21 protein-coding genes are annotated in these 24,953 nt (G+C 45.7%); 1 reads left to right on the forward strand and 20 read right to left on the reverse strand.

What is annotated here, in order from left to right; all coding sequences use genetic code 11:
• Positions 1–29 precede the first annotated feature (29 nt).
• Positions 30–587, forward strand: coding sequence for a ribosome biogenesis factor YjgA (yjgA, locus tag ACXACS_RS00315; RefSeq protein WP_334058562.1), 558 nt, complete (start codon positions 30–32; stop codon positions 585–587).
• 365 nt (positions 588–952) lie between these two features.
• Here yjgA and tldD read toward each other — a convergent pair whose 3' ends face one another.
• The 20 genes from tldD to ACXACS_RS00415 all read right to left on the reverse strand — a co-directional run bounded on the left by tldD (position 953) and on the right by ACXACS_RS00415 (position 24,951).
• Positions 953–2,395 (reverse strand): metalloprotease TldD, encoded by a 1,443-nt coding sequence (gene tldD, locus ACXACS_RS00320; RefSeq protein WP_474802705.1) that lies wholly within the window; start codon positions 2,393–2,395, stop codon positions 953–955.
• Positions 2,388–3,206 (reverse strand): carbon-nitrogen hydrolase family protein, encoded by an 819-nt coding sequence (locus tag ACXACS_RS00325; protein ID WP_474802707.1) that lies wholly within the window; start codon positions 3,204–3,206, stop codon positions 2,388–2,390. Before ACXACS_RS00325 ends, tldD begins: the two co-directional genes overlap by 8 nt.
• Complete coding sequence (locus ACXACS_RS00330; protein ID WP_474802709.1) at positions 3,199–7,200, reverse strand: YhdP family protein; 4,002 nt, start codon at positions 7,198–7,200, stop codon at positions 3,199–3,201. Before ACXACS_RS00330 ends, ACXACS_RS00325 begins: the two co-directional genes overlap by 8 nt.
• A gap of 26 nt (positions 7,201–7,226) precedes the next feature.
• Positions 7,227–8,693 carry a ribonuclease G gene (gene rng / locus ACXACS_RS00335; RefSeq protein ID WP_474802711.1) on the reverse strand — a complete coding sequence of 489 codons (1,467 nt, stop codon included), beginning with the start codon at positions 8,691–8,693 and terminating at the stop codon, positions 7,227–7,229.
• Positions 8,690–9,295: a Maf family protein gene (locus ACXACS_RS00340; RefSeq protein ID WP_474802713.1), complete on the reverse strand. Its 606-nt coding sequence runs from the start codon at positions 9,293–9,295 to the stop codon at positions 8,690–8,692. The genes rng and ACXACS_RS00340 overlap by 4 nt, the downstream gene beginning before the upstream one ends.
• 36 nt (positions 9,296–9,331) lie before the next feature.
• Complete coding sequence (gene mreD / locus ACXACS_RS00345; protein ID WP_474802715.1) at positions 9,332–9,808, reverse strand: rod shape-determining protein MreD; 477 nt, start codon at positions 9,806–9,808, stop codon at positions 9,332–9,334.
• On the reverse strand, positions 9,801–10,703 hold the full coding sequence (gene mreC / locus ACXACS_RS00350) for a rod shape-determining protein MreC (RefSeq protein WP_474802717.1): 903 nt from the start codon (positions 10,701–10,703) through the stop codon (positions 9,801–9,803). Before mreC ends, mreD begins: the two co-directional genes overlap by 8 nt.
• A 37-nt stretch (positions 10,704–10,740) precedes the next feature.
• Positions 10,741–11,784 carry a rod shape-determining protein gene (locus tag ACXACS_RS00355; RefSeq protein WP_118490596.1) on the reverse strand — a complete coding sequence of 348 codons (1,044 nt, stop codon included), beginning with the start codon at positions 11,782–11,784 and terminating at the stop codon, positions 10,741–10,743.
• 353 nt (positions 11,785–12,137) lie between these two features.
• Entirely contained in the window at positions 12,138–15,887 is a 3,750-nt protein-coding gene (locus ACXACS_RS00360; protein ID WP_474802719.1) for a DUF6701 domain-containing protein, read from the reverse strand.
• Positions 15,887–16,375 (reverse strand): agglutinin biogenesis protein MshP, encoded by a 489-nt coding sequence (locus ACXACS_RS00365; protein WP_474802721.1) that lies wholly within the window; start codon positions 16,373–16,375, stop codon positions 15,887–15,889. The genes ACXACS_RS00360 and ACXACS_RS00365 overlap by 1 nt, the downstream gene beginning before the upstream one ends.
• Positions 16,365–17,096 (reverse strand): type II secretion system protein, encoded by a 732-nt coding sequence (locus ACXACS_RS00370; protein ID WP_474802723.1) that lies wholly within the window; start codon positions 17,094–17,096, stop codon positions 16,365–16,367. Before ACXACS_RS00370 ends, ACXACS_RS00365 begins: the two co-directional genes overlap by 11 nt.
• Positions 17,096–17,617, reverse strand: coding sequence for a type IV pilus modification PilV family protein (locus ACXACS_RS00375; RefSeq protein WP_423078691.1), 522 nt, complete (start codon positions 17,615–17,617; stop codon positions 17,096–17,098). Before ACXACS_RS00375 ends, ACXACS_RS00370 begins: the two co-directional genes overlap by 1 nt.
• Complete coding sequence (locus tag ACXACS_RS00380) at positions 17,607–18,068, reverse strand: type II secretion system protein (RefSeq protein WP_474802725.1); 462 nt, start codon at positions 18,066–18,068, stop codon at positions 17,607–17,609. The genes ACXACS_RS00375 and ACXACS_RS00380 overlap by 11 nt, the downstream gene beginning before the upstream one ends.
• A 1-nt stretch (position 18,069) precedes the next feature.
• Positions 18,070–18,585, reverse strand: a complete 516-nt coding sequence (locus tag ACXACS_RS00385; protein ID WP_474802727.1) for a prepilin-type N-terminal cleavage/methylation domain-containing protein — start codon at positions 18,583–18,585, stop codon at positions 18,070–18,072.
• A gap of 22 nt (positions 18,586–18,607) precedes the next feature.
• Positions 18,608–19,195, reverse strand: coding sequence for a prepilin-type N-terminal cleavage/methylation domain-containing protein (locus tag ACXACS_RS00390; RefSeq protein ID WP_269917640.1), 588 nt, complete (start codon positions 19,193–19,195; stop codon positions 18,608–18,610).
• Positions 19,196–19,239: 44 nt separating this feature from the next.
• Positions 19,240–19,734, reverse strand: a complete 495-nt coding sequence (locus ACXACS_RS00395) for a hypothetical protein (protein WP_474802730.1) — start codon at positions 19,732–19,734, stop codon at positions 19,240–19,242.
• Between the two features lie 30 nt (positions 19,735–19,764).
• Positions 19,765–20,994, reverse strand: coding sequence for a type II secretion system F family protein (locus tag ACXACS_RS00400; RefSeq protein WP_474802731.1), 1,230 nt, complete (start codon positions 20,992–20,994; stop codon positions 19,765–19,767).
• Positions 20,994–22,706 (reverse strand): GspE/PulE family protein, encoded by a 1,713-nt coding sequence (locus tag ACXACS_RS00405; protein WP_474802733.1) that lies wholly within the window; start codon positions 22,704–22,706, stop codon positions 20,994–20,996. Before ACXACS_RS00405 ends, ACXACS_RS00400 begins: the two co-directional genes overlap by 1 nt.
• Positions 22,706–24,052, reverse strand: a complete 1,347-nt coding sequence (locus tag ACXACS_RS00410) for a tetratricopeptide repeat protein (protein ID WP_474802736.1) — start codon at positions 24,050–24,052, stop codon at positions 22,706–22,708. Before ACXACS_RS00410 ends, ACXACS_RS00405 begins: the two co-directional genes overlap by 1 nt.
• The gene (locus ACXACS_RS00415; RefSeq protein WP_474802738.1) at positions 24,049–24,951 is read right to left on the reverse strand and encodes an ExeA family protein; all 903 of its coding nucleotides are present in this window, start codon (positions 24,949–24,951) and stop codon (positions 24,049–24,051) included. The genes ACXACS_RS00410 and ACXACS_RS00415 overlap by 4 nt, the downstream gene beginning before the upstream one ends.
• Positions 24,952–24,953 lie beyond the last annotated feature (2 nt).

The following is a 24,953-nucleotide window of genomic DNA, read 5'->3' on the forward strand; positions in this document are numbered from 1 at the left end:
AGCTAAAGTGTAACACTAATGAGTTTGAAATGAGTGATCAGAAATACAATTCTCCTGAAGATCCTTACTTCGAAGATGCGCAAGCAGATGAGTTCGAAGAGGAAGAGTTTGTCAGTAAAACTGAGCTAAAGCGTCAAGCAAAAGAGCTTCACAAGCTAGGCGAAACCTTAGTTAACTTAACCGATGCAAACATTGCCACTATTCCTATGGATGAAGAGCTAGCCGATGCGGTTGCTATTGCCCGTAAAGTTAACAAGAAAAAAGATGGTTATCGACGCCAGCTTCAGTTTATTGGTAAAGCACTGCGTAATCGCGATACTGCCGATATAGAAGAAGCGCTAGCAAAACTAACGCATCAACACCAAGCAGCAAACGCGGCTTTTCATGCGCTAGAGAAAGCCAGAGAAGCGGTAATTGAACAGGGCGACCCAGCTATTCAGAAGTTGATTGAAGCGCACCCTGAGCTTGATCGCCAGAAGCTGCGTCAATTTCACCGCCAAATTAAGAAAGAGCGTGAAAAAAATGCGCCACCCAAAGCGTTCAGAGAACTGTTTCAGTACCTAAAAGACGTTATTCACGAAGATTAACTTATTGCCTTTTGGGCTTTAATACCAGTCCGCATAAATAGTTACCCACTCAGCGAGAATTAAAATGTTCGTAATCGCGGCGTGTCACCGCAGGTATAGTGGTTCTACATCAAGGTGACACAACAAAGAGTACGGACATTTTAAACTCGCCCTTCGGGAAGGTCTGGCAAGCTTCCTAGCTTCATTCTGGGAATTTGAAAGGGAACAGCCATTCCTGCATTCCCACGCTTCGCTAGGAAACTTGCCAGCGCCTTCTGAGTGGGCAATTATCTATGCGGATTGGTATAAGTGATTTTCAGATACAAAAAAGGTTGGTGCCTATGGCCCAACCTTTTTTAGTTCTATGAGTGACTGTGTGAGCTGAACTACGCCGTACCGCCCACTGTTAGCTCGTCAATTTTCAGCGTAGGTTGGCCTACACCTACTGGTACGCTTTGACCGTCTTTACCGCACACACCCACGCCTTTATCTAGCGCAGTGTCGTTACCGATCATTGAGATTTTTTGCATAACCTCAGGGCCGTTACCAATTAAGGTTGCCCCTTTCACTGGTGCAGTAATTTTACCGTTTTCGATAAGGTAGGCTTCAGCGCTAGAGAAAACGAATTTACCAGAGGTAATATCTACCTGACCGCCAGCGAAGTTCGGCGCATAAATCCCTTTATCAATAGAGGCGATAATTTCTTTCGGATCGTGCTCACCTTCCAGCATGTAAGTATTGGTCATACGAGGCATAGGCAAGTGAGCGTAAGATTCACGACGCCCATTTCCAGTAGGTGCAACGCCCATTAGCTTGGCGTTATGTTTATCCTGCATATAGCCCTTTAAAATACCGTCTTCAATTAGCACGTTATGCGCCGTTGGCGTGCCTTCGTCATCTACCGATAACGAACCGCGACGGTCGCTTAATGTACCATCATCAACAACCGTTACACCTTTGGCGGCTACGCGCTCGCCAATGCGACCGCTGAAGGTTGATGCACCTTTACGGTTAAAGTCACCTTCAAGACCATGACCCACAGCTTCGTGAAGCAATACACCAGGCCAACCATTACCTAATACCACAGGCATAGCGCCTGCAGGTGAGGCCACTGCCTGCATGTTTACCCGCGCCATGTGAAGTGCATCATCGGCGAGTTGCTCATAATAGGGTTTGCCATCTTCATCTTGCTTAAAGAATGAGTAAGCGTATCGCCCGCCAGCACCCGCTGAACCGCGCTCGCGTCTATCGCCTTGTTCTAGCAATACTGAGCAGTTTAAGCGCACAAGCGGACGAATATCTGTGGCCAACGTACCGTCGCTACCAGCAACTAAAATTTCTTCATATACGCCGCTTAAACTTACTACCACCTGATTGGCAGATGGCTCTTGCTTACGGATATAAGCATCTACCGCTTTAAGCAGTGAGATTTTCTCGGCATCTTGCATCGCAAGAATAGGGTTATTTTCGGCATAGCGTGCTTCGACAGGCTTGTGACCTAAGCCAGCAACTTGTTGGGTTCCGCCGCTTGGCGCAATACCGCGGGCCGCTTTGCACGCTTTAGTTAACGCTTCTTCACTTATTTCATCAGAATAAGCAAAGCCCGTTTTTTCTCCGCTAATAGCACGCACGCCTACGCCGCGCTCAATGTTATAGCTGCCTTCTTTGATAATACCGTCTTCCAGAACCCAACTTTCGTGTTGGCTCGACTGAAAATATAAATCGGCATAGTCGGTGTCGTGGCGATGAATGGTCGCTAGCGCGCTCTCTAGCTTTGTAATATCTAGGCCTGAGTCAGATAATAAATGACGCTCAACAGATTTAGACAAAATGACTCCTGAATCGGTTATGTTCGGCAACCGGCATATTCTGTTTAATGGTTTCTCTTGCTGCAATATCTACGTTTGCCGATACCAGCCCTGTTTCAGAGACTTGTTCGGCAAGGGTTTCGCCCCAAGGCGACAGGATAATACTATGCCCATAGGTTTCGCGACCGTTAGCATGAACGCCACTTTGATTTGGCGCTACCACAAAGCACTGTTTTTCAATGGCTCTGGCTTGCAACAACGCATGCCAATGGGCCTCTCCAGTACGCTGGGTAAAGGCCGCAGGCAACACCAAAATATCGATATCGCCCATTGCAGTAAATAACCCTGGAAAACGTACATCATAGCACACCGCAAGCCCAATGTTGCCTATTGGCGTTTGAACAGTGACGACTTCGCTTCCCGCTTCAGTGGTAGCCGACTCTTTGTAGCTGCCAGTGTTATCGTTTACCGATACGTCGAACATATGAATTTTACGATAGTCAGCCAAAAGTTCGCCGCTTGGCCCATATAACATGCATGCAGCAGAAAACTTATCGGGGTTTTCCGTTTTAACCGGAAATGTTCCTGACACTATGTAGCATTGGTGCTGCTTAGCAAGTGAGGATAAACGGCGCTGTATTGCACCATCACCTTTTACTTCAGCGACGTCGAGTTGACCTATGTCTTTGCCACCAAAGCAGGCGAAGCACTCTGGCAACACCACTAAACTGTCCTTTTCAATATTGGCCGCCGCCATTTCCCTTGCAACTGTATCGAGATTCTCTTCTACATTTGGCGTAGAAGTCATTTGTAGTGCTACTAAATTAACCATCGATCACCTCCATTTTCAGCCTGCGTACGTCATCATCCGTTAATGGCCTGTCTTGCGGATTCTCTGGAACAGGCACATTTTGGGTAGGTAAGCTAATGTCTTTACTGTTACGTTCAACTTCATCGAACTTAGGTTCTTTTATGGTACCCGTTACGCGATAGTTCACATTTGAAATGACTTTCGCAGAGGTTAACACTTGGTCAATGGCAAGGGCAGCTAATGCAGTGGGCGGCGTTGCTAAGAAATACACAAGAAACGGAAGGTTCCCAGTTACATTGGGCGCGAACGACACGTTGTAATTTAATCCACCCGTATTCAAGTCGGTGAAGCCGGTAATTTCTATTTCCCCAGCGCCGCCGTCAATTTCAGTATCGTCAGTATACGCTTTACCGTTAACAATGCTTAAGGTGCCGCCCATGTCGTCGTAGAAAAAGCCTTTGGCAAAAACGTCACGAAAATCTAGGCTTAGCTTTCGTACTAACGAGTTTAAGCTGAACAAGGTAAATATTCGCGACCCCTTGTCACTCAACTCCGTAAGATAACCATCAGACAGTGACCACTCTACGTTGCCGTTAAGCTGTTCAAATCCAAAGTCCATTGGCGCGTTTGGCCAGTTGATGTCGAACTGCACGTTTGCACTGGAATCTTTAATACCCGATTCAACGCCATACTCTTTTAGCATTTGACCAACATCTGGAGACGTTAAAGTTCCGTTTAACGCGCTTTTAAACTCGCCGCCTACGTGCTTCCAGTAACCCGTTGCGGTTACGTTGCTTTCATCAGACTTCACTAAGAGCTGGCGTATGGCTAGGCCGTCATCTTCTTTCGCTACGTCTAATGTTACTTCACCTAAATCAATACCATGTACGCCACAAGACTGACAATAAAAATAAATGGGCGGCAGCGTGTTGGGGTCGATATTAAAAGGAGACTCATCTTCGTTGCTTGCAACAGAGTTAGTAGTGGCTAATACCGCGTCGTTATCATTATCTGCTGTCGCTGATATCTCAGGCTCAATAGGTTTATCTAACGATAAGTAGTCGGCATTTACCTCAATGCCTTGCTCATCTAAATCGCTGTTGATGCGAATGGTCGCCCTAGCCTGAGGTGAGGCTAGGTCTAAAATCCAATCCCTATTGCGCTCGGTGGCATTCAATTCTGCCTTTTTAATGCTATGGCCAGCGAAATTAAGCATGTCGGCTTTAGCAAATATACGCGACGGTGTGCCGAACAAATTTGTGCGCTTGGCTTCAGGAGCTTCTGAATCGATAGATGGTTGAGCATTAGTTTGCGTATAGGTGTTACCCGCATCTTTCCCTTTGCCAGAAAGCAACATATCGATTGTGGTAAACCACTCTTGTACATCGGCTTGAGCTAAATTTACACTGATACTAAAACCTGTTCCAATATTGGCAATATCGCTTTCACCCAGGGCCAAGTGCGCCCGCGAGAACTGCATTTCTTTGTGAGGAAGCACGCCGTCAAAACGGATATTACTGCCAAGCGTGGCTTTGACGTTCGATGCTTTGCCATCGCCAGTACTGATTATCTGTAGAGGTAAGCTAGTACCGACTGCAGTATCAAAAGGAGCAGGTAATATACTTTGTGTTGCCGTTAAATCTGCCGATAGATTTGCGGAGTATTCAAAGCTAGTTTTAGAAAGAGTTAAGTCTACCTTAGTATTCCAATCACTTTCACCATCTATGTACGTGGTAAGATCCGTGTTTACATAGTTAGCCAGCGGGTGTACGTGCCAACGCCCACCTAATTCCACATGGAGATCGTAGGTGTCGCTCTGCCTGCCAGACAGCGACAAATTTACCGGCTGCTGAAGAAATTGCGCAGTAAGATCCCCTGCATCTATATCTCCATTAGTAAATGACACATCACCCGACGCTTTATCAAAAAGCATGTTAGTTTTTGTGATATAGACAGGATTGTTAGATAAATGCGCGGTACCCGATGCCACCACATCTTTACCTTTTAAAGGTATATCTAACTTAATGTCGGCAGAAAGCGGCCCACTAATTTGCACATCATCGTTCAATACCTTACCCAGCGAATTTTTAAGCGATGAGTCCATCATTAGCGCCGTAAGCGCCTCGCCAGAGCCTGTGCCGGTAGCATAGATTGCCAAGCGAGCCCCAGGCTTAAAACTAGGTATAGCAGCCGACATATTGCTTATTTTAACATCAGCAAGAGTTGCACTTGGGCTTTCCATCACTAAGGCATTGTTCACAAAATACAAAGACAAATCTAAGTTATTGAGCGCAGGCCAGTTAGGCGCAAAAAGAAAATCTCCCTGCTTAATATCAACATAAGCTTGGAAGATGCCGGTATTGTCTTCAAAGGGGAAGTCACTTGTACGGCCATGCCACAAAACACGTGCGTTTGTAATGTCACCTTCGCCGGTAAACGCGCGAGTGAGGTATTTGTCGGTGTTAGCTCCCATTAGGGAAGTCGGAAACAGGCTACTCACTTCATTTAAAGCCAGCGGGCTCACATCGACATACAGCGACATAAACCCCGTTGCCGTATTCAGTTTAAACTGAGGGTGCAAAGTAACAGCGTCACTATCTAGTAGCATATCGCTACCTTTTACTATCCACTGCTTTGCTGCTTGGCCTGTTTGCTCTGGATAAATATAAAAACGGGATTTGAACTGGTTTATATGAATGTCTTTTTTGATGACGCCATCAGCGCTAAACACGCTATCCTGACTTTCTAGGTAAACGGCGCCATTATTTTTATACCAAAACAGTTCGGCGTTGAGGGAAGAGAGGCCTGGCACCTTATCTGTTTTATCCCACTGCACATCTAGCACTTTAGCGGCTAAAGAAGGTTGGCCGTTGTGCAGCTGTATTTGCAACGTGGCTAACTCGCCTTTTGGGTTTAGTCCACGTATTTCCTCTTCACTGGTATCATCCATAAAAAGGGGTAATAACAGTAAAAACGGATTAATTTGCAGGGGCTTCATGGTGTTTATTAGCACATCACCGTTCGCACTAATGCTACCAATAAGATCTGTGGTTAGGGTTTCATTACTTGAGGCAAGCACAAGCTGGTCAACTCTCACATTCCACCCGCCTTGTTTACTTCCATTGTTAGGCAACGCCTGTAAGCTACCACCGCTGATGCCGGTTACGGTTTTCGCACGGCCACTTCCCCACTCTAAAAGGCTTTCACTTAGTTCGGCTTGTATACTCGTAATTTCACTTTGAGAAAAGTTCGTCCATACCTCAAAGTTTGCACGGCTTTGGGCTAACGGGCGCTTAGTTTTTATTAGGTCGCTTACCCAAGGAGAAATATCAAGTTCTTCGGCTTTGGCGTAGAACACGCCCTCAAACTCTTCTCGCGTACCCGTTATATCAATAATGAAAGACGCAGAGTTAGCAGCTAAATCTGCAACTTTCAGTTGTCCTAACCCTTGGTGCCTCTCTTTATGGTTGTTCCAGGATAAGCTCTCTATATCGAAAGAATTGGTTTCGTTGAGGTGGGTCACGGAAACCACACCGTCTTCTAGCGAAAAGCTTTGCAGTTGTTCTAGGAAAAGTCGCTCAAGGGCTTTAACCACGGGAAAGTTATTTTTACCGTCACCGGACAGGCGATCGGCATCAATATCGAGTTTTAAACCCCGCAGTTCAAAGCGATTGGATGAAATAAGCTGATGGCGTAGCGATTCCCAAAAATCTAGCTCAACGTAGATTTGTCTGATGTCCAACGCCACAGGAGATGCATCACTTTTAGCCAGCGACACAGAATTGAGCACAATGCTGGGGCCGCTGCGCTGCCAAACTGCATGCACACTTTTTATGGATAGATTTACACCATATTGCTCATTTATATAATTTTCCAACAAATGTTTGTTGTGCTCAATATGCGGCAGAGCATAGCGTGCAGCGCTCAAAACAAGCGCGAAAAGTACAAGCAATACGGCAATTAGCAGCCAAAACTTCTTGAGTAGATAAGCGGCTACCGACGAAAAATTTGTCACATTTTGCCTTAGTATACGTTAATGCATTACATCATGACGACGTCGTACTTATCCTGATTGTACAGTGTTTCGGTTTGGACCTTGATCTGTTTAGACACAAATACTTCTAGTTCCGCCAGCATATGAGACTCTTCACCCATTAAGGCTTCTGCCACTTTTGGTGAGGCATAAACCACAAACTTGTCTGCGTCATAGGCGCGATTCACCCTTACAATCTCACGCATAATTTCAAAGCAAATGGTTTCAATAGTTTTTACTGTGCCTCGGCCTTTACACACCGGGCATTCGCCGCACAGTATATGCTCAATGCTTTCACGGGTGCGCTTACGGGTCATTTCAATAAGCCCTAGCGCGGTAAAACCGTGAATGTTTATTTTGGCTCTGTCCTTGTTCGTCGCCACCTCTAATGAATGTAAGACACGTCGTTTATGGTCTGGTTCAATCATATCGATAAAGTCGATAAGGATCATACCGCCTAAGTTACGCAATCTTAGTTGACGCGCAATCGCCTGCGTCGCCTCAATATTGGTGTTAAAAATTGTTTCTTCTAAATTACGGTGACCAACAAAGGCACCCGTATTGATATCGATAGTGGTCATGGCTTCGGTTTGATCGATGATCAAATAGCCGCCCGATTTCAAGTCCACGCGACGCTCTAGCGCACGCTGCGCTTCGTTTTCCACATCATACAAATCAAAAATAGGTCTATCACCTGGGTAATATTCGAGCTTGCCGTTCATTTCAGGCACGTACTCTTTGGTGAACTGGTGAAGTTCATTGAATGATAGTTTCGAGTCGATACGAATTCTGTCTAGCTCTGTACCAACAAAATCGCGTAGCACTCGTCGCGCAAGCGGTAAGTCTTCGTAAAGCACGTTAGACTTACGCTTTTTCATTCGCGACTGAATTTTATCCCACAGCCTTCGCAAGAACGCAGCGTCTGACTGCAACTCATTTTTACCCACACCTTCGGCAGCCGTGCGTAAAATAAAGCCGCCGTTTTCATCGCAAAACTCTTGAACCAGCGACTTTAAGCGGTCTCTCTCTGCTTCTTCTTCAATGCGTTGAGATACACCCACGTGAGTTACCGAAGGCATAAAAACCAGATAACGGCTAGGGATAGTGATATCTGTGGTAAGGCGTGCACCTTTGGTACCGATGGGATCTTTTACCACCTGAACCACAATATCTTGACCATCACGCACCAGCTCACGAATGTCCTGCTTCTGTATGTGACTAGCCGAGACTTCTTCAGCAATTTCATTGTGAATGACGATGTCAGAGGCATGTAAGAACGCCGCTTTTTCTAAGCCAATATCGACAAATGCCGCCTGCATTCCCGGCAATACACGGCTTACTTTTCCACGATAAATATTGCCAACTAAACCCCGTTTAGTATGACGCTCTACGTGAATTTCTTGCAGTATTCCGTTTTCAATAAGCGCCACCCGTGACTCTGACGGGGTAACGTTGATAAGCAGTTCAGCACTCACGATACTACTCCAAATTCATTCAGTCCAAATGCATTAAGTAATTGGCGGGTTTCGTATAGCGGTAGACCTATTACGGCACTTGCACTACCGTTGATAGAGACCACAAATTCACCACCAACACCCTGAATAGCGTAACTCCCTGCTTTGTCAGCAGGCTCTCCTGTTTCCCAGTATGCGTCAATTTGCTCATCCGTCAATGCTGCAAAAGTCACAGATGTGGTAATGACTTGGGTCTGATGCTGAGCGTCATCGAGTACACAAATAGCCGTAAGTACGTCATGAGTTTTACCAGAAAGCATGGTAAGAATGCGTTTTGAGTCGGCTTTATCTTCAGGTTTACCCACACTTCGCCCGTTAAAAGATATTAGTGTGTCGCTGGCTAAAATGACTTTGTCTTTCGTCATTGCGCCCTGAGACACTAGCTGCGCCTTTACTGCTTGGGCTTTTTCAGTAGCAAGCCTGGCTACAAGCTCCATCGGTGATTCATTGTCACGAGGCGACTCGTCAATATCGGCAGGTTGTATTGTATGGGCTATGTTCATTTGCTTGAGCAAAGCAGTGCGTCGTGGTGAGGCCGACGCTAACACTACCGATTTTGTCATTGGCTTACCTTTGGTTTAATCGTGAAGGTGTTTACATTAAGAAATTGATAGTTGTCTACGCGTGCGCCTAAGTAGCCAAAACACCCACGGCCATAGCACCATAGACGTTAAGACTGGCCACAAGTAATCAACTTGGAAATAGATATCCGTTAAGAGGTGTTGAACCCAAAACGTTAATAAATGATATAGCGAAGCAAGTAGACCAATGATAATTGCCTGCTGCCAAACAGAGTAATTTCTTAGCCTTTGGTAATTAGCAGCCAATACATAAACACAAATACTTAAACCGAAGCTGTGAATGCCCAGCGTTGTGCCAACCAGCACATCCATAGCAACACCAGTTAAAAACGCCACACCTACATTTACCCTATGGGGCAAGGCCATACTCCAGTATGCGAGCACAACTAGCACCCAGTCAGGGCGATACACATCTACTTGAGAGGGCAAAGGAACAATTTGCAGTACCAGCGCCACTAGCAGACTTAACCAAATAACGAGGTTACGTTTACGCATCTGAAGACTCTTCCTCGCTCGTAGCAGGTGTATTTACCTTTTCATCCTTATCAGTGTCAGACTTTTGTGATGAATCATCCGTTCGCCATAGAAGCAAAAGATGACGAAGTCTGTCTAAATTCGCCATGGGTGTAACTATCACCCGAGCAAAGGGACGACTTTCATCTCTCACTACCTGTTTAACTGTTGCCACAGGGTAACCTTCTGGAAATACCTTACCCAGCCCAGATGAAATAAGGGTATCGCCTTCCTGAATGTCTACGCTGTGCGGTACATGTTCAAGATATAACTCGTTAAGCGCACCGCTGCCGGTGGCAATAAAGCGGATATCATTTCGAAGGGAGCGCACTGGGATGGCGTGTGTCACATCAGCAATCAGCAATACACGACTGTTGGTTGACCCCACTTCCATCACCTGACCCACAATACCTTTTTCATCAAGAACCGGTTGCGATGGATATACCCCATCTATCGCCCCTTTATTGATGACAACCTGCTGACTATAGGGGTTTTTATCTACCGCCATCAGCTCGGCAACCATCTTTTTAGAAGATAGGCGCACGGGTGCTTGCAGCAGTTCGCGAAGCTGAGCATTTTCTTTTGCAATAACATCGTACTGCTGGAGTTTTTCGCTCATTAGCAACAGTTGATTATTCAGCTTTTGATTTTCAGCCAGTAGCTGTTCTTTAGAGGTAAGGCGCTGGGCGCTTTCGCTTAGCATTAACCCGGGGAGGTTAGCAATGTATTGAAGTGGGCTCATCAAAGAGTTGAGGTACACCCGCGTAGATTTGAAGCCATCCATTTTGTGATCAACAAATATCAGTGTTACTGACAACACAAGCGCCAGCGTAAGCCTGATATTTAGAGAAGGGCCGCGAGTAAAAATAGTATCCATGATACAAATAAGGCAACCTTACGGTTGCCTTTCCTGTTTATTCGTAGCTAAACAGGTCGCCACCGTGAAGGTCAATCATATCGAAAGCCTTACCACCGCCGCGTGCTACACAGGTTAACGGATCATCAGCGATAACCACTGGGATACCCGTTTCTTCCATTAATAGCCTATCTAGATCTTTAAGAAGTGCACCACCGCCGGTAAGTACCATACCGCGCTCAGAAATATCAGAAGCAAGTTCTGGTGGAGACTGCTCTAGCGCCACCATAACGGCAGAAACAATACCCGTTAGCGGTTCTTGAAGTGCTTCAAGAATTTCATTTGAATTTAGCGTGAACCCGCGAGGCACGCCTTCTGCTAGGTTGCGACCACGAACTTCAATCTCACGAACCTCTTCGCCTGGATACGCCGCGCCAATTTCGTGCTTAATACGCTCAGCAGTAGCTTCACCAATAAGAGAACCGAAATTACGACGAATATAGTTAATGATAGCTTCGTCGAACTTATCACCACCAATACGAACAGAAGATGAATAGACCACGCCGTTTAGTGAAATGATAGCAACTTCGGTAGTACCACCACCGATATCTACCACCATAGAACCCTGCGCTTCTGATACAGGCAAGCCTGCACCGATTGCCGCAGCCATTGGCTCGTCAATAAGGTAAACTTCTCGCGCACCCGCACCCAAAGCAGATTCTTTAATCGCTCGGCGTTCTACTTGTGTTGAACCACAAGGTACACATACCAATACACGAGGACTAGGACGCAAGAAATTATTATCATGCACTTGCTTAATAAAGTGCTGAAGCATTTTTTCAGTCACGTAAAAGTCGGCGATAACACCGTCTTTCATCGGGCGGATAGCGCGTATATTACCTGGTGTACGACCAAGCATTCGCTTAGCTTCTGCACCTACTGCCGCAACACTTTTCGGCCCGGCTGCGCGCTCTTGACGAATAGCTACTACTGAAGGCTCGTTTAGAACAATACCTTGGTCTTTTACATAAATCAGCGTGTTAGCTGTTCCGAGGTCGATGGACAGATCATTAGAGAACATGCCTCGAAGCTTTTTAAACATGAAGTGTGTATTCCTGTTTCTGTGTTAACGCGTATTTGCAAAGGTGAGATGGCGACGCTTTAACGTGAAGTCGATATTTATTCGCACACTTTAACAATGGGGGCAATTTTGGGCAAGTGATGCTGTCACTTAGAGCCAAAATAACTACTTTATTAACAAGCAAATTCGGCGACTGCCCCATAAAGGCATAGCACTTACGCGTTAATCGATTGATTCCTACTTTAGACCCACTAATGACCTTACAAAAAACGGAAGGTTCAAAAACCTTGGTCGATTAGCCAGGTCTTTTTGTATTGAGGTCGCGATGGTGTTTTTAACGCACAGCGTTACGACCAAATCCAGCCCATACTTTTCTAATTGTTGATTTGCTCGCGCTTGTAAATGATGTTGTCGTTCCCTCTGTAAACACCATAGGTTAGCGTGGCGTTAGGCGGATTGTCAGCTTCGCCATCTCCATCCCAATCCCACAGTAACCAAGCATCGGGGGTATACGTTAACGAATAATTACCCGCCCCGTTTGGCGATGATAAACGCATGCCTTCGCCGGTGGTATACGCACCTTCACTTAGGGTTCCGTCTTCAGAAGAAACTAGCTCACCTGAGGCATCATTTATATTAGCGTGTGCAAAATCCGTGCAGCTGTCGTACGTGTTTATGCGCCACGTTTGACCATCCCAGTACTGAGTGCGAAGGGGAAGCAATAGGGCTTCATCAGCCCCGCCGTAATTGTTTATCAAGGTTGCCCGACCATAAGCGAACGTCAAATCACTATCAATGGTCGCAACACAATCGCTTGTGCAAGAAATACCATTCACCGTAGCACCGTCAACAAGAGAAGACGCAAACGTTAGCACTAGCGACGTATCCTCAAAAGGTCCGTCTGTATCTGTTGCAGAACTCCCCAAACGCGTAAATGTCACGTCGTTGTCAACGATACTCAATACGCCAGTAGCCCCGCTTTGCGGCCACGTCCCTGTATCATCATTAATGAGTCTGTCGAGCCGTGTAAGCGGCGTGCCGTAGGCAACCTCAAGGCCCATAGCGTTCAACTTATCAAACCCGGCAAAGTAGTTCTGAGTAACCGAGCCCAAATGATTTGTGGCAGCAAGGGTATAGGTAACGCTAGGAATTGGCTGGCCAAAGTAAGTAAAATTATCATTTACACTGCACGCTGGGGTCACTTCACCAGATAAGGTAAAGTTTGAAGGCGCGAATCGGCCTACATTAGCCGCTAACCCCGTTACTGTAGAACTAGCAAGGTAATTGCTTGTAGCGGCGATACTTATTATTCCAACTTCACTGTAATTCAACGCTACATTTAATTCGCTCTCATTATCGAAGATCACACCGCTTTCAGCCCCTGCTAGAGTCCCGGTTGATCCACCTGCTGGTAGTGAAGTGGTAGGCGAAAGCGAAACGCTTCCAGAAAAATGCTCTGCCGTGCGGTTGTTTTGCAGTTGTCCATAATTATCTGGAATACCATCATCATTGGCGTCTTCACCATCAACCCACTGCACACTTTTTATTCCAAGAATAAAATCTTCACCTGTTAACTTAAGTAGTGAATCGTTAGCGCTGTTAGCATAGCCATTTGGGTTCGTTGTATTGCCTGCATCATCTAGTATATCCAGCGCAAAACCAAACGGCCTGACTATGAAAGTATTAGATGACCCAGAAATAGGACTTCGGTCAGCAATTTCAGCACTAAGCGATAGTTCGCCAGCATCGGGGTACTGAATAGAAAAAATAGCCTGCGAATTATCGTCAAATTGCAGTTGGAATGTATCTGAACTTGTTCCTAGTTCATATTCATTGCCATTATTTTCAAAGACCAGTTTATTTGAACAGGTAGACGCGCTTCCACAGTTGTAATTCAACTCAACATCTACAAGCTTGTTTCTAAGTAAGTCTGTATCTCCGCAAGCCTCAATAGCGTATTGCTTCCCGTTGAAGCCCACTTCCGAAGGCTTACCCGATAGCTGCGTGACTAAGGTATTACTGTTATCTGTAAGGTTTTTAAAAGTAAGACCATCGGCTTCAAAATTTATTTTACAGCTGTTGAGGTTAACTTCAGAACCCCCGATGAAGCAACGAAGCTGTGATGATGGTGTCTCGCCTGAAGTAGCAAGCGTGGGGTCGTTTCCGTTTAGGCTATCTATGGCAAGTGATGTTTGCCCGATAAAGGTAACACTGTCGCTGGGTGACCATGTATAATTATTGGAGCTTGGTAAAAGACCTACTGTTGCGCTTTGAGAATACAACAAATCACAATTAACGTCCGCACACGCTTTCAACGTCACTTCTTTCGCGGCACAGCTACTGCCCCTGTTATCCGCTAACTCAAATCGATAGTGGTTTAATACTTCTATAACCTCACGACCGCATATACCGGGTATATTGTTTGGAACCGTCGTTTCTTGAACACTTAGCTCTGCTCGGGATTCTATGCCAGCGCCGGCGGTAAACGAGCCCACGATAGTTTCGCCTGATACATTTACAAACGTTATACTACCTGTCGCAAGCACAACGGCGTGTGGGTTAGAACCATCAATAACTACATCGCCGTTGACATATATAGCAAGATAAGCGCCGTCAGCCACATTTATGCTTGCATCTACCATCGAGAAAATCGTTGAAACCCCTAAAGGGTTATCCCCCGGATCATTGATATAAATTCGCGTTGGCGCAATAACATTATAAATACCCAACCCCATATTTACGGTAGCTCGACTGAAATAATAATCCCCCGCTAAATCCCCAGGAGTAATTTCTGGGCCGCTGTCGTCAATAGTAATGGAAGGTATAGCCCGAGCTTGAGATTCACTTAACGCATCAGTATTTGAAGGAAAACACGCAACAGCATTTTCACCACATTTAGGAAAAGCTTCTGCTGTATCTGCATCACTATCCACACCAAAGGTAGTTAATACCCCGCCGTTATCATCAAATATTCGGCTATTTGCTCCTAGATAAATTTCACTGCCTCCGAAGGTAGCCAGGGCACCAGGAAAAGCAACTTCACAGCTAGGAAACTCACCACTAAAAACAAATTCCGAGGTCATCGCAATAATACTGGCATCTTCTGGGTCGTGACTTCGCTCATTATCCCGGCTTCTATCCTCATCCACACGAAGACCTAAGCGCGTGCTATTCACGCCACAACTTCTCAACCAGCCTCCGTCGCCACCATTGCGGCTAATTTTACTGGCAGCAACAAGAGGCGTTTGGGCATAATTATTTCTATAAAAATTATACGTACACCTGTCACTCCACCCCACTATTTGGTTATCGGCAAAGAACGCTTCCCAGTCAACTTGCACCCCATTGTCGTCAAAAAACACCCGACCATCGCCTTCAGTAGTTGCCATATACGCCAGTGTTTCTGTGCGCGTAACAGGTTCATAAAGCGTTTCCGATGCCTCTAGTGCAACAAAGTAAGCTTGGCTTAGCTGAGGAGTAGGTGGTTGAGCATTGCTACCGATAGCGTCGTATTTCGCTGCCACCGTTAAATAGGGGAGAAGGTATGTGTCAGGGGGAGCCTCCCCTCGTACATCAACTTGGTTATTAACAGTCTGAAGCGAATGGAAAAAAACCGGTTGCTCGCCAAAGTCTGTTTGCAGCGGTACTTGTGCGTATCGCGCATCTTCTTCTCCGATTCTTAGCGGCCCATTGGGTTCGTACCAAGGAGAATTAACTGATGCCTGTATAGTATCAGCACCTAACTCCATTTTTCCTACTTCAACGATATCGCCGTCAGGAAATTCGTGAATACCGTAAGCAATGGCCAAGTAATGACCACCCATAGTGATATGAGGGCCATCTTCACCGGAAGGCTCAAGTGGCAGTGCTTCAAAACCCGTTCGGGTAACGTTGCGAATCTTGACTATAGCAGGGTTTCCCCCCTGATTTGTCGATAGCATAAACACGGCTGGAGGCTCGTCGTACACCTGCGAAAAGCTTATGGTTGTCCACTCTGCTTTGTTGTAGGTATTTTGAAGTTCGATGAACCTGCCTTCGATTTGAGGCACGGCTAGTACGGGCACCGCTGGCATAAACAGCAGAAAAGCCCAAAAGAGACGAACAAGAGATTTAAGGAAAGTCATTATTCTTCCTGCCTTACTTCAACAAGAACACGTTTGGAGGTTGCAAGTTGACCTGCGCTGCACTGCGCTTCGGCCCCCAATGCATAAACCCTTATTTCACCAGCGGCAACCTCAGGTTCTTCAACTTCGGTCTCCACCTCACAAGATAGCGTAATTACACAATTCTGCACATTAGCGGCATCTATAGTTATTGGTTGAGTAATTACGGCACACGCGGGGTTATTCCCGTTAATTAGTCTCGAAATCGCGACTTCCATTCCGCTTTGGGCGGCTAAATAAGCACGAGCACCATAATATTCAATGGATTGCTGCCGGATGTTAGATGAAATTTGGTTTGATAAAGCTATACCGAGTCCTAAAAGAACAATGCTTATAATGATCGCAACAATCGTTGTCGAGCCTTTTTGACGAACAAGAGAACCACGCAATCCGACTGTACGCTGGCCGCTGCGATTAACGTTTAATTGGTGTGTTTTACTATGGCACATTAGGAAAATGCACCTCATGTACAACCGATATTTGTTCGTCATCACTGCTTTCTAACGTCATTTGTAGCTCAATTAAGCCATTTTGGCGTAAACCCGCGGTGACCACATTCGCGCTCCACGATGTCACATTAGTTCCAAGAACGCCCGACGTAGCGCCTTGTGTTCTTATTAAGCGTTCACCTTGGGCTGTAGACGTTCTACAAATTGTCACTTGCGTTTCAGGAACAAAGAAACGTTTGCCTGGTGAGGATTGTGTGTTCGCGGCGCTAAGCGTGAGGTCGTACTGATTACTATCAGTCAATAATGGATTGGTAATAATTGTTCGCCCGTTATCATTCACGCTTTGTGGATTCGTTGGGTATATAACGAGGGTGTCGCCCATACTTAACTGACTATTAAACACGACTACGTGCATAGGGTTGTTAAACGCATCACCCACGTAGGTGCCGCTTTCCTTGATAGGGTAATATGAGAGGCATCCTAAACTCGAATCAAATGACACAGAATTCGGCACCACATTGCGTAGCTCTTTTTCCAGTCGCAAAATAATAAAGCGCGCGTCTGAAACAAGCCGAGTTCGCTCTGCGCCTGTTATGTAAATTTGGGCACTGACTGAAATCACTTGCGCTACAGATACACTAATTACGCCTAAGATGGTGATCACTAAAATAAGCTCTATAAGCGTAAAACCGCGCTGACGCTGTGCTTTGCGTGGAAACATTAATAGCTCCCTCGATAAGCGCTGAAATTGTAGACTTGGCCGTCTGGAGCGGTAACTGCTATATCAATACGCTTGAAAGTTTGCCCATCAGTTGGCGTACTGTCATCTAAGTCACTGTCGTAATCTACCGTTACCGCAAAACCAAAATTGTTATAGTTACCGCCCACATTGCTGACTACATAACCATTGTAGTCGTCAACATCGTCATAGTCGTCTTCACTCGCCTCTTCAGGACCAAGGGTTGTTGAGCAATTTCCTTTAGTATTACAGGTTTCAAATGGCGGGCTTCTGTCGCTGTTTTCATCATAAGAGCGGCTTAGAATATCGTTCATTAACGACTGACCTAACTTAGCAGCTTTTACTTGGCGAAATGGCTCAGCCGTTTGTTCAGCTTGAGGCACAATAAGCGACAGCACTATTGTTAAGCTGATAGTGAAGACAACAATACCAATTACTAGCTCTAATAAAGTAAAGCCTTCACTGCGTTTTCTGAAGTTAGGCAACATTGCGCTAGCACGCATAAATTGCCCCTTCGCTTTGCAAACACATGGCAAAGGTACTTATTTGAATTTTGCAGTTAGTTGAGCAGGCAATATTGCTTGGTCGGCCAAACCCGTCAAACTGAATTTGGGAAAAACTATCGCCGTTTTCATCTGCAGTTTGAAAAGTGAAATCAGTATTAGACGCGTTGATAACTTGGTCGTCGTCAAAAGCAGTGGAAAGAGCATTTGCGCAGTCGTGCCCAGCGGGGGGAGCAATAACTGTACTTGTAATTTTCACGCAGCTGCTGTCTTGTACATTTTGCATGGCGCGAAGCTGCATATTTCGCACTAGCTGAAGGGCTCTGTCCCGAAGTGCAATGGCTTCTTCGGTGTCGCTACCAAGAAAGCGAGGTGCGGCGGTTACCGCCAGCACCCCAATAACCAATATGGTTATAATAAGTTCTACGAGTGTAAAACCGCTTTTCTTCACATTACTGAACGCAAGAAGTTACCGTCACTTCAGGTCGCTCCCCTTCAGTATCGGTATTTTTATAAGTAATAGTACAGTCAGCCTCTGCTTGTGAAGGTGCTGTATCAGAGTAACCAGTGAAACCCTTATAGTAGATCAAAAGCTCAGTAGGGTCTGAGTTTGCAACGACTGTCATCAAATAATCACTGTCGCCGCCAATTTCAGCATCAAGAAGATCGCTTATATTAGTCGAGAGATATGTAGCATCTGGATACCCGTAAGCTGTTGTTACTGTCGCGCTACCTACGTCAACCGAACCTGTTTCTGCGCTCGCTACGCCATTTATTAACGCTTTACCGTAAACCACAGATGCTGCCGACTCTAGTGAGCCAGCAATCCCCTGTAATACAGAATCACGTGCGTCGTCTTGAAGGTTTAGAAACTTAGGTGCTGCGGTTACCGCTAGGATACCCAGCAATACAATTACAATGATTAACTCGATTAGGGTGAAACCCTGTTGTGTTGATACTTTTTGCATAATCAAACTTCCTGAGTATTAATTAAAAAACAGTAACCTGGCCAGTGGCTGGGTTGTAAGTGAAACCGTCAAACGAGGTACCGTCAGGCGTGCCGTCTGCTGGTGCTGAAGTATTAGGTAAACCCATAGACTCAACTAAGTAGTAAACACAAAGCGTGTTTGCACCAGAGTCATCTGAACGTACCGCGTATCTGAAATCAGCAACAACCGTATCGTTTGTCGATGTGGTATTGGTAGGTGCCGACTGTAGAATTAGGTCAAATGTGTTTTTACACTCGGTGTTGTTAACCGTAGAAATAAGTGTATTACCAGTAGAGCTGCCGGTAGGGTAACCAATGGTACCGTCAACGCCCACTGGCGTTTGGTCGTAAGTAACTACTGTGCCGTTGCCGTTCCCGTTGTTGCCACTTGGGCGACCTTCCACTTCCCATTGTGCGCGCACAAGACCTACAGCAGCGGCAAAGCCACCTGCTACACCTTCAACACTGGCTTCTCGTGCTTCATCGGTAACATCGATAAAACGCGGTAGCGCCGTAGCCGCAAGCAAGCCCAAAATAATTACAACAATGATAAGCTCTATCAGCGTAAAGCCTTGCTGTCTCGTGTTCATAGCATCTCCTAGATTACAAATAAGCGCATAACTCCGACGCTTAGTTAACTTTTTCTTTCTCTTACTACGCCGCTACCAGCGTTGTACTCGAACCAAACTTTGTCTTGAATAAAGAATGCACACTGCAAATATCCGTTTGTGTATTCATCGCTTACCGATATTTTTGACGACACATCGAATTCTCTTAATGTCGCCAATGTAAACAGGTATTCACACGCATTTCCTTGGTCTGGTTCCAGCCCTTCAGGCCAACCCTTTGTATTTACGAATAACTCTGCAGCCACTTCTTTTTGCTGTTTTATGCCGCCGCTGGCATCAAAGTCAATTTCGTAAATCAAAACCTTTGATTGCTTGGTCTTTATCCACTGGGCCCTTGCCAACATAACAACCCGTTGAAACTGAGCCACTGCGTTTTCTTTGTTAACTTTTTCAGCTTCTTTTATTACTGGTGTTGCGTGATAAACATACGTAGCAGTCACAACAGCAAGCACCAAACCAATCACAATAAAGTTAAATAACCCTGCTCTAGTACTAGCCACGCTTTACCCCATTAAAAAGGCGCGAAACTCTTACCCGCCTTTCACCGCCGACATCATGTTCCACATTGGCGTAAAGATGCCAAGCGCCAGTATTAACACCATAACTGCTACAAAACCTATCAAGATAGGCTCAATCTTGGCGGTTAAGCTTTTCAGGTCAAAATCGACTTCCCGTTCGTAATAATCTGCGCTTTCTTCTAAAAGCGGCTCTAGCCGACCGGTTTCCTCACCTACAGCTATCATCTGTAGTACAAGTGTAGAAAACAGTTCGCTATTTTTCGAAACTCTCAGCAAACTTTCGCCTTTTTCTATGCCTTGGCGCATCTCTTTAATGCGCATTTGCATATGAGCGTTATCTACAGCATCCGCTGTTAGTGACAAACCCGCCGTTAACGGCACGCCTGCCCGCAGAATCATAGAAAAGCTACGGCTATATCTTGCTAATAATGATCGCTCAATAATGCTGCCTACAACAGGCAACTTTAGTTTAAATTTGTCCCATTTAAGTCGTCCATTAGTCGAATTAACGTATTGTATAGCCGAAAAAAGTGTTCCAATTAATACAATTAAAATTAACCACCAGTAGTTTACAAAGAAGTTCGAAGTACCTATTAACACGCGTGTCATTATGGGAAGCTCGGTGTCAAACCGCTCAAACATTTGTGTGAAAACGGGTACAACGAAAAGATTCAATATAAACATAGCAATAGCGAGCGCTATCAATACGAAAGTGGGGTATCGCAATGCCGATTTAATACGCTTTCGCGTTTCCTGTTCCCGTTCGAAATAGAGGGCTAACTGCAGGAAAACATCGTCCAGCTTACCGGTATTTTCACCTACTACGACAACAGAAATGGTTAACCGCGTAAAGACTTTTTCATACTTTGTCATGGCCGAAGATAAGCTTCTGCCTTGCTCAAGCTGCTCAGCGATGTCCTTTAAAATTTCTTGGAAACGCTTATGTGAGGCGTTTTCACTTAGCCCTTTAATTGCCCTAATAATCGGAATACCCGCTTTAAGAAGCGAGTACATTTGGCGAGAAAAGATGATCATCTCATCTAGTCCAACTTTAGGTTCGAATAGATGCCCTATGTCTAAACCAGTACCCGTTTTCTCTGTTTTTTTAGTTTCTTCTATCGAAATAGGCACTATGTTTTTAGACAACAAAGCCTGCGCCGCTGCTTGCGCTGAGGCAGCTTCAATAACCCCTTTTTCAGGACCACCTTGAGTCGATTTACCCGCATAGCTAAACTGAGGCATTAGTGGTTCACCACCTCAGGCACAAATTCAGCGACTTTGAAGACCTCATCTAATGAGGTTTTGCCTTCAGCTGCATAATCAAGAGCCATATGAGAAAGTGGAACAAAGTCTTTGTTGGCCTTTGTCGCGTCAACAAACCCCTGCGTATCGTCATCTCGCAGCGCTTCCATCATATCTTCGTTCATTTCCAAAAACTCGAAAACACCAATACGCCCTTTGTAACCTGTGTGGTTACAGCTATTGCAGCCCCTACCTTTGTAAAAAGTCGCATTTGCTAGTTCTGGCTTTAGGAAACCTACCCATGCTTGCTCTTGCGCGCTTGGCGGCCGCTCTTCTTTACAGTTGTCACATACACGACGTACCAAACGCTGCGCCAAAACGCCACGCAGTGATGTTGCTACTAGATAGGGCGCCGCGCCCATATCGATAAGACGGATGGCGCTAGTTACAGAGTCATTGGTGTGAAGCGTACTTAAAACCAAGTGGCCAGTTAGTGCGCCTCTCAGTCCTATTTCAACGGTTTCTTGATCGCGCATCTCCCCCACCATGATAATGTCAGGGTCTTGTCGAAGCGTGGTACGCAAAATTGACGCGAAATCTAGGCCAATTTTTGAGTTCACTTGTACTTGGTTTATACGAGGCAAGCGATATTCAATGGGGTCTTCAGCGGTAATGATTTTCAAGTCGGGTTTATTGAGCTCGCTTAGCGCGCCGTACAAGGTTGTGGTTTTACCCGAACCTGTCGGCCCAGTAACCAATATCATGCCGTGGGGTCGGTTTATTGCTGCGCGAAATTTCTCGGCCATTGCATCCGGCATCCCCGTCTGATCTAACGTCAAAAGACCCGCGGATTGATCTAGCAATCGCATAACCACCGCTTCGCCATTGGCAACAGGCATGGTGGACACACGCACATCAAGGGTGTGACCTTTCACTTTTATATTAAAACGCCCATCTTGGGGTATACGCTTTTCTGAAATGTCCAAACCTGACATCAGCTTTAGTCTTAATACCAATGCCGAGGCAATTTTTACCTGGTTTAGCGTATTTTCCTGAAGCACACCGTCTACACGCTGCCTGATGCGCAGAATATTTTCATCTGGCTCAATATGAATATCGGAGGCGCGCACCTGAACAGCATCTTCAAAAATAGAGTGTAGTAGCTTTACTACCGTGGCATCGGAAGTAGTATCGTCTAAGGCAGAGAGTTCAAAGTCCGCTTCATCGGCGTATTCTTCGCCTAACTTTTCTGCAAATGACGCAATATCCTGAGTACGACGATAAACTGAATCAAACGCTTCTAACATTTGATTCTCTTGTACTATTGCCAGTTCAATATTACGCGGCGCCACTAGCGGCCCAAGCTGATCAAGACCGCCTAAGTCGGTGGGGTCGCTCATACCTAGCAGCACTTCATCGTCGTCAGCTTCGAGTACTAGCGCGCGATAACGTCTTGCATAGGTTTCTGGGATAAGTTGTGCTTGCTCTGGATCTATTCGACGCTGTGTAATATCTAAAAAAGGAATATTGAGCTGCTGGGCAAGAAAGCGAAGAAGTTGTGGCTCACTGATAAACCCTAAGTCAATCAGCGTATCACCCAGTTTTCGCCCGGATGAGCGCTGTGCCGATAGCGCATTATCAAGCTGTTCGCTGGTAATAATATTTTCGTGAACTAATAAATCGCCGAGGCGCATCTTTAATCGAGGACGCATTAAGGTTGCTCCTGTAAATCGGTTAGGCGGGCACTGGCATATTGCGATGATGTAGAAGAGAGGCCACCAATCGCAAGGGCTCTGGAATATGAAGATATGGCTAAACGCTTGTCAGACAGTGCGTCGTAATTAACCCCCAGTGCCAACCACCATTTTGCATTATTCGGTTGTAGCGAGGTCATGGCGCTAAACGCCGAGATAGCTTGTTCTGGTTTATTGATTGTCTGTGCAGAGGTCCCTTTTAGTATCAGATAATCGATACGCTTTTCAGCCAGTGCTTTCGCATCTAAGCTATCTGGCATAAGGTTCAGAGCTTCTTCAAAACGGCTTTCTTGAACCAGAATCTTAGCCATGAGTTCGCGCCACACTAACGCCTCTGGTGATATTACAACGCCTTCTGAAAGTACCTGTAACGCTTGTAGGTTGTTATTTTGACCAAAATAAAGCGCGGCCAACTGTTTGCGAGCCTCGGTGTTTTGCGGGTAGGTAGATAGTGCAAGAGTAAAGCTTTTTTGAGCGTCGTCGAAAATACCAAAATTATAAGCTTTAAGCCCTGCCTCTAAATGAACGGCGCTTTGTTGCTCTGGCGATTTAGGCGTAACGTCAATCGCTGGCTCACGTGAAATAATACTATCTGGTTTAGGCGAGCTTAATTCACCAGTTGTTTTAACGTTTGTTCCAGGGTTTGTCCTGCTTGCCGTTTGTATGTTTGCTTTTTCTTGGGTTAAGCCTGAGGCTTTCACTACCGCCGAGCCGGTTTCTTCAGTCTCTTCTGATACGTTTGCGGCTGATAGGGTTTCGTCTTTAACTTCGGCTGCCTGTTTATCTGTCTTTTGATCTGATTGGGCATCCGAGTTTGAGCTTGAAGCATTAGCAACTTGCGTACGTTGCCTATATTCTGCCTCGTCGTCGACTACCGTTTCATCAATACTGTTAAATACAATCTCAGCCACGTCTGACGGCGTATTTTGGTATGCCAAATCTTGCTCGGATAACGGTGTAGACTTCATGCCCTCTAACTGTTGTTCGGCACTATCGACACCTTGCTTGGAAGTACTTTCACTGTCCGTTTGGATGGGCTTATTTTCCATTGAGCTTGCTGCTGTATTCTGTACATCGCCTTTTGCAACAATGTCAGGGCTACCTGTATTACCAGCACGCTTACTATCCCCAGACTCAGTCATATTGCTCAACACCAGCCAAATAACTAGCCCTAGTGCAATGAGCGCAATTAGCGCTTTTGGCCAAAGCGAACGATTTTCGACGTGCACCGTAGGCGGCAAGCCAAAATCTTCATTCTGGTTTCGCTCATCTAACGATTTTAAGGTGTCATTTAAAATGCTCATAAGCCCTGCGCCCCGTAAAGGTAAAGGGCACTTGCTACAGCAACCGCAGCTATAGAAAAAATAACAATGCTTTGTCTAGGAACAAGCCTTCGCTTGCAGTCATCAGTATCAAACACTGCATTTATCGTATGTTGCCAAGTCGCAGCGCTTTTACCCTGGCCGTAAGCGCGAAGAAGAATTTTGTGGCAAACAATATTAACCAACCGTGGCGTTCCTCGGGTGACTAATGCGATAAAAGCCCGTAAACCTTTAGAAATTAACTGCTCGCTGCCGCCGGCCGTTGTTAGTCTGTGGCCTATGTAATATTCCACTTCTGCCGACGTCATTGTGCGCAGCGTGTACGAAAAGCTGATGCGCTGACGAATTTGCCTAACCTTGGGGTTTGACAGGTTAGCGTCAAGCTCTGGCTGGCCGAATAAAACGATTTGAAGCAGCTTACTTTTCTCAGTTTCTAAGTTGCTAAATAAGCGCAGCATCTCAAGTGCATCCCAGCTTAACGATTGCGCTTCATCGATAATCAGTACCGCTTGCCGCCCCTCTTGTTTAAGTGCTAAAAGCCTTGACTCGATGGCACTGTGTAACCCTTGAGAAGCTTCGTTTTTACATATATCAATACCTAATTCATTGGCGAATGCTATACGCAACTCGTCAGGGCTTAGGTATGGATTCGGTAAGTAACAGGCTACAAATTTGTCCGAAAGGTGATTTATCAATTTGCGGCACAACAGGGTTTTACCTGTACCTACTTCACCGGTCACTTTAATAAAGCCTTCAGACATACTTAACGCAGACAAAATGACTTTTAACGCTTCATTGTGCGGCGCCAGTGCACAAAAGAAATCCGTGTTCGGCGTAAGCGAAAACGGCATTTCTGTGAAATGATAAAAGCCTTGGTACATAA

Source organism: Alteromonas sp. AWM4_230 (assembly GCF_056158305.1).

Coding starts and splice junctions, on each gene's coding strand:
- yjgA (WP_334058562.1), top strand. CDS start 30: ATGAGTGATCAGAAATACAATTCTCCTGAAGATCCTTACTTCGAAGAT.
- ACXACS_RS00325 (WP_474802707.1), bottom strand. CDS start 3,206: ATGGTTAATTTAGTAGCACTACAAATGACTTCTACGCCAAATGTAGAA.
- ACXACS_RS00340 (WP_474802713.1), bottom strand. CDS start 9,295: ATGACAAAATCGGTAGTGTTAGCGTCGGCCTCACCACGACGCACTGCT.
- mreD (WP_474802715.1), bottom strand. CDS start 9,808: ATGCGTAAACGTAACCTCGTTATTTGGTTAAGTCTGCTAGTGGCGCTG.
- mreC (WP_474802717.1), bottom strand. CDS start 10,703: ATGGATACTATTTTTACTCGCGGCCCTTCTCTAAATATCAGGCTTACG.
- ACXACS_RS00355 (WP_118490596.1), bottom strand. CDS start 11,784: ATGTTTAAAAAGCTTCGAGGCATGTTCTCTAATGATCTGTCCATCGAC.
- ACXACS_RS00360 (WP_474802719.1), bottom strand. CDS start 15,887: ATGACTTTCCTTAAATCTCTTGTTCGTCTCTTTTGGGCTTTTCTGCTG.
- ACXACS_RS00365 (WP_474802721.1), bottom strand. CDS start 16,375: ATGTGCCATAGTAAAACACACCAATTAAACGTTAATCGCAGCGGCCAG.
- ACXACS_RS00370 (WP_474802723.1), bottom strand. CDS start 17,096: ATGTTTCCACGCAAAGCACAGCGTCAGCGCGGTTTTACGCTTATAGAG.
- ACXACS_RS00375 (WP_423078691.1), bottom strand. CDS start 17,617: ATGCGTGCTAGCGCAATGTTGCCTAACTTCAGAAAACGCAGTGAAGGC.
- ACXACS_RS00385 (WP_474802727.1), bottom strand. CDS start 18,585: ATGCAAAAAGTATCAACACAACAGGGTTTCACCCTAATCGAGTTAATC.
- ACXACS_RS00390 (WP_269917640.1), bottom strand. CDS start 19,195: ATGAACACGAGACAGCAAGGCTTTACGCTGATAGAGCTTATCATTGTT.
- ACXACS_RS00400 (WP_474802731.1), bottom strand. CDS start 20,994: ATGCCTCAGTTTAGCTATGCGGGTAAATCGACTCAAGGTGGTCCTGAA.
- ACXACS_RS00405 (WP_474802733.1), bottom strand. CDS start 22,706: ATGCGTCCTCGATTAAAGATGCGCCTCGGCGATTTATTAGTTCACGAA.
- ACXACS_RS00410 (WP_474802736.1), bottom strand. CDS start 24,052: ATGAGCATTTTAAATGACACCTTAAAATCGTTAGATGAGCGAAACCAG.
- ACXACS_RS00415 (WP_474802738.1), bottom strand. CDS start 24,951: ATGTACCAAGGCTTTTATCATTTCACAGAAATGCCGTTTTCGCTTACG.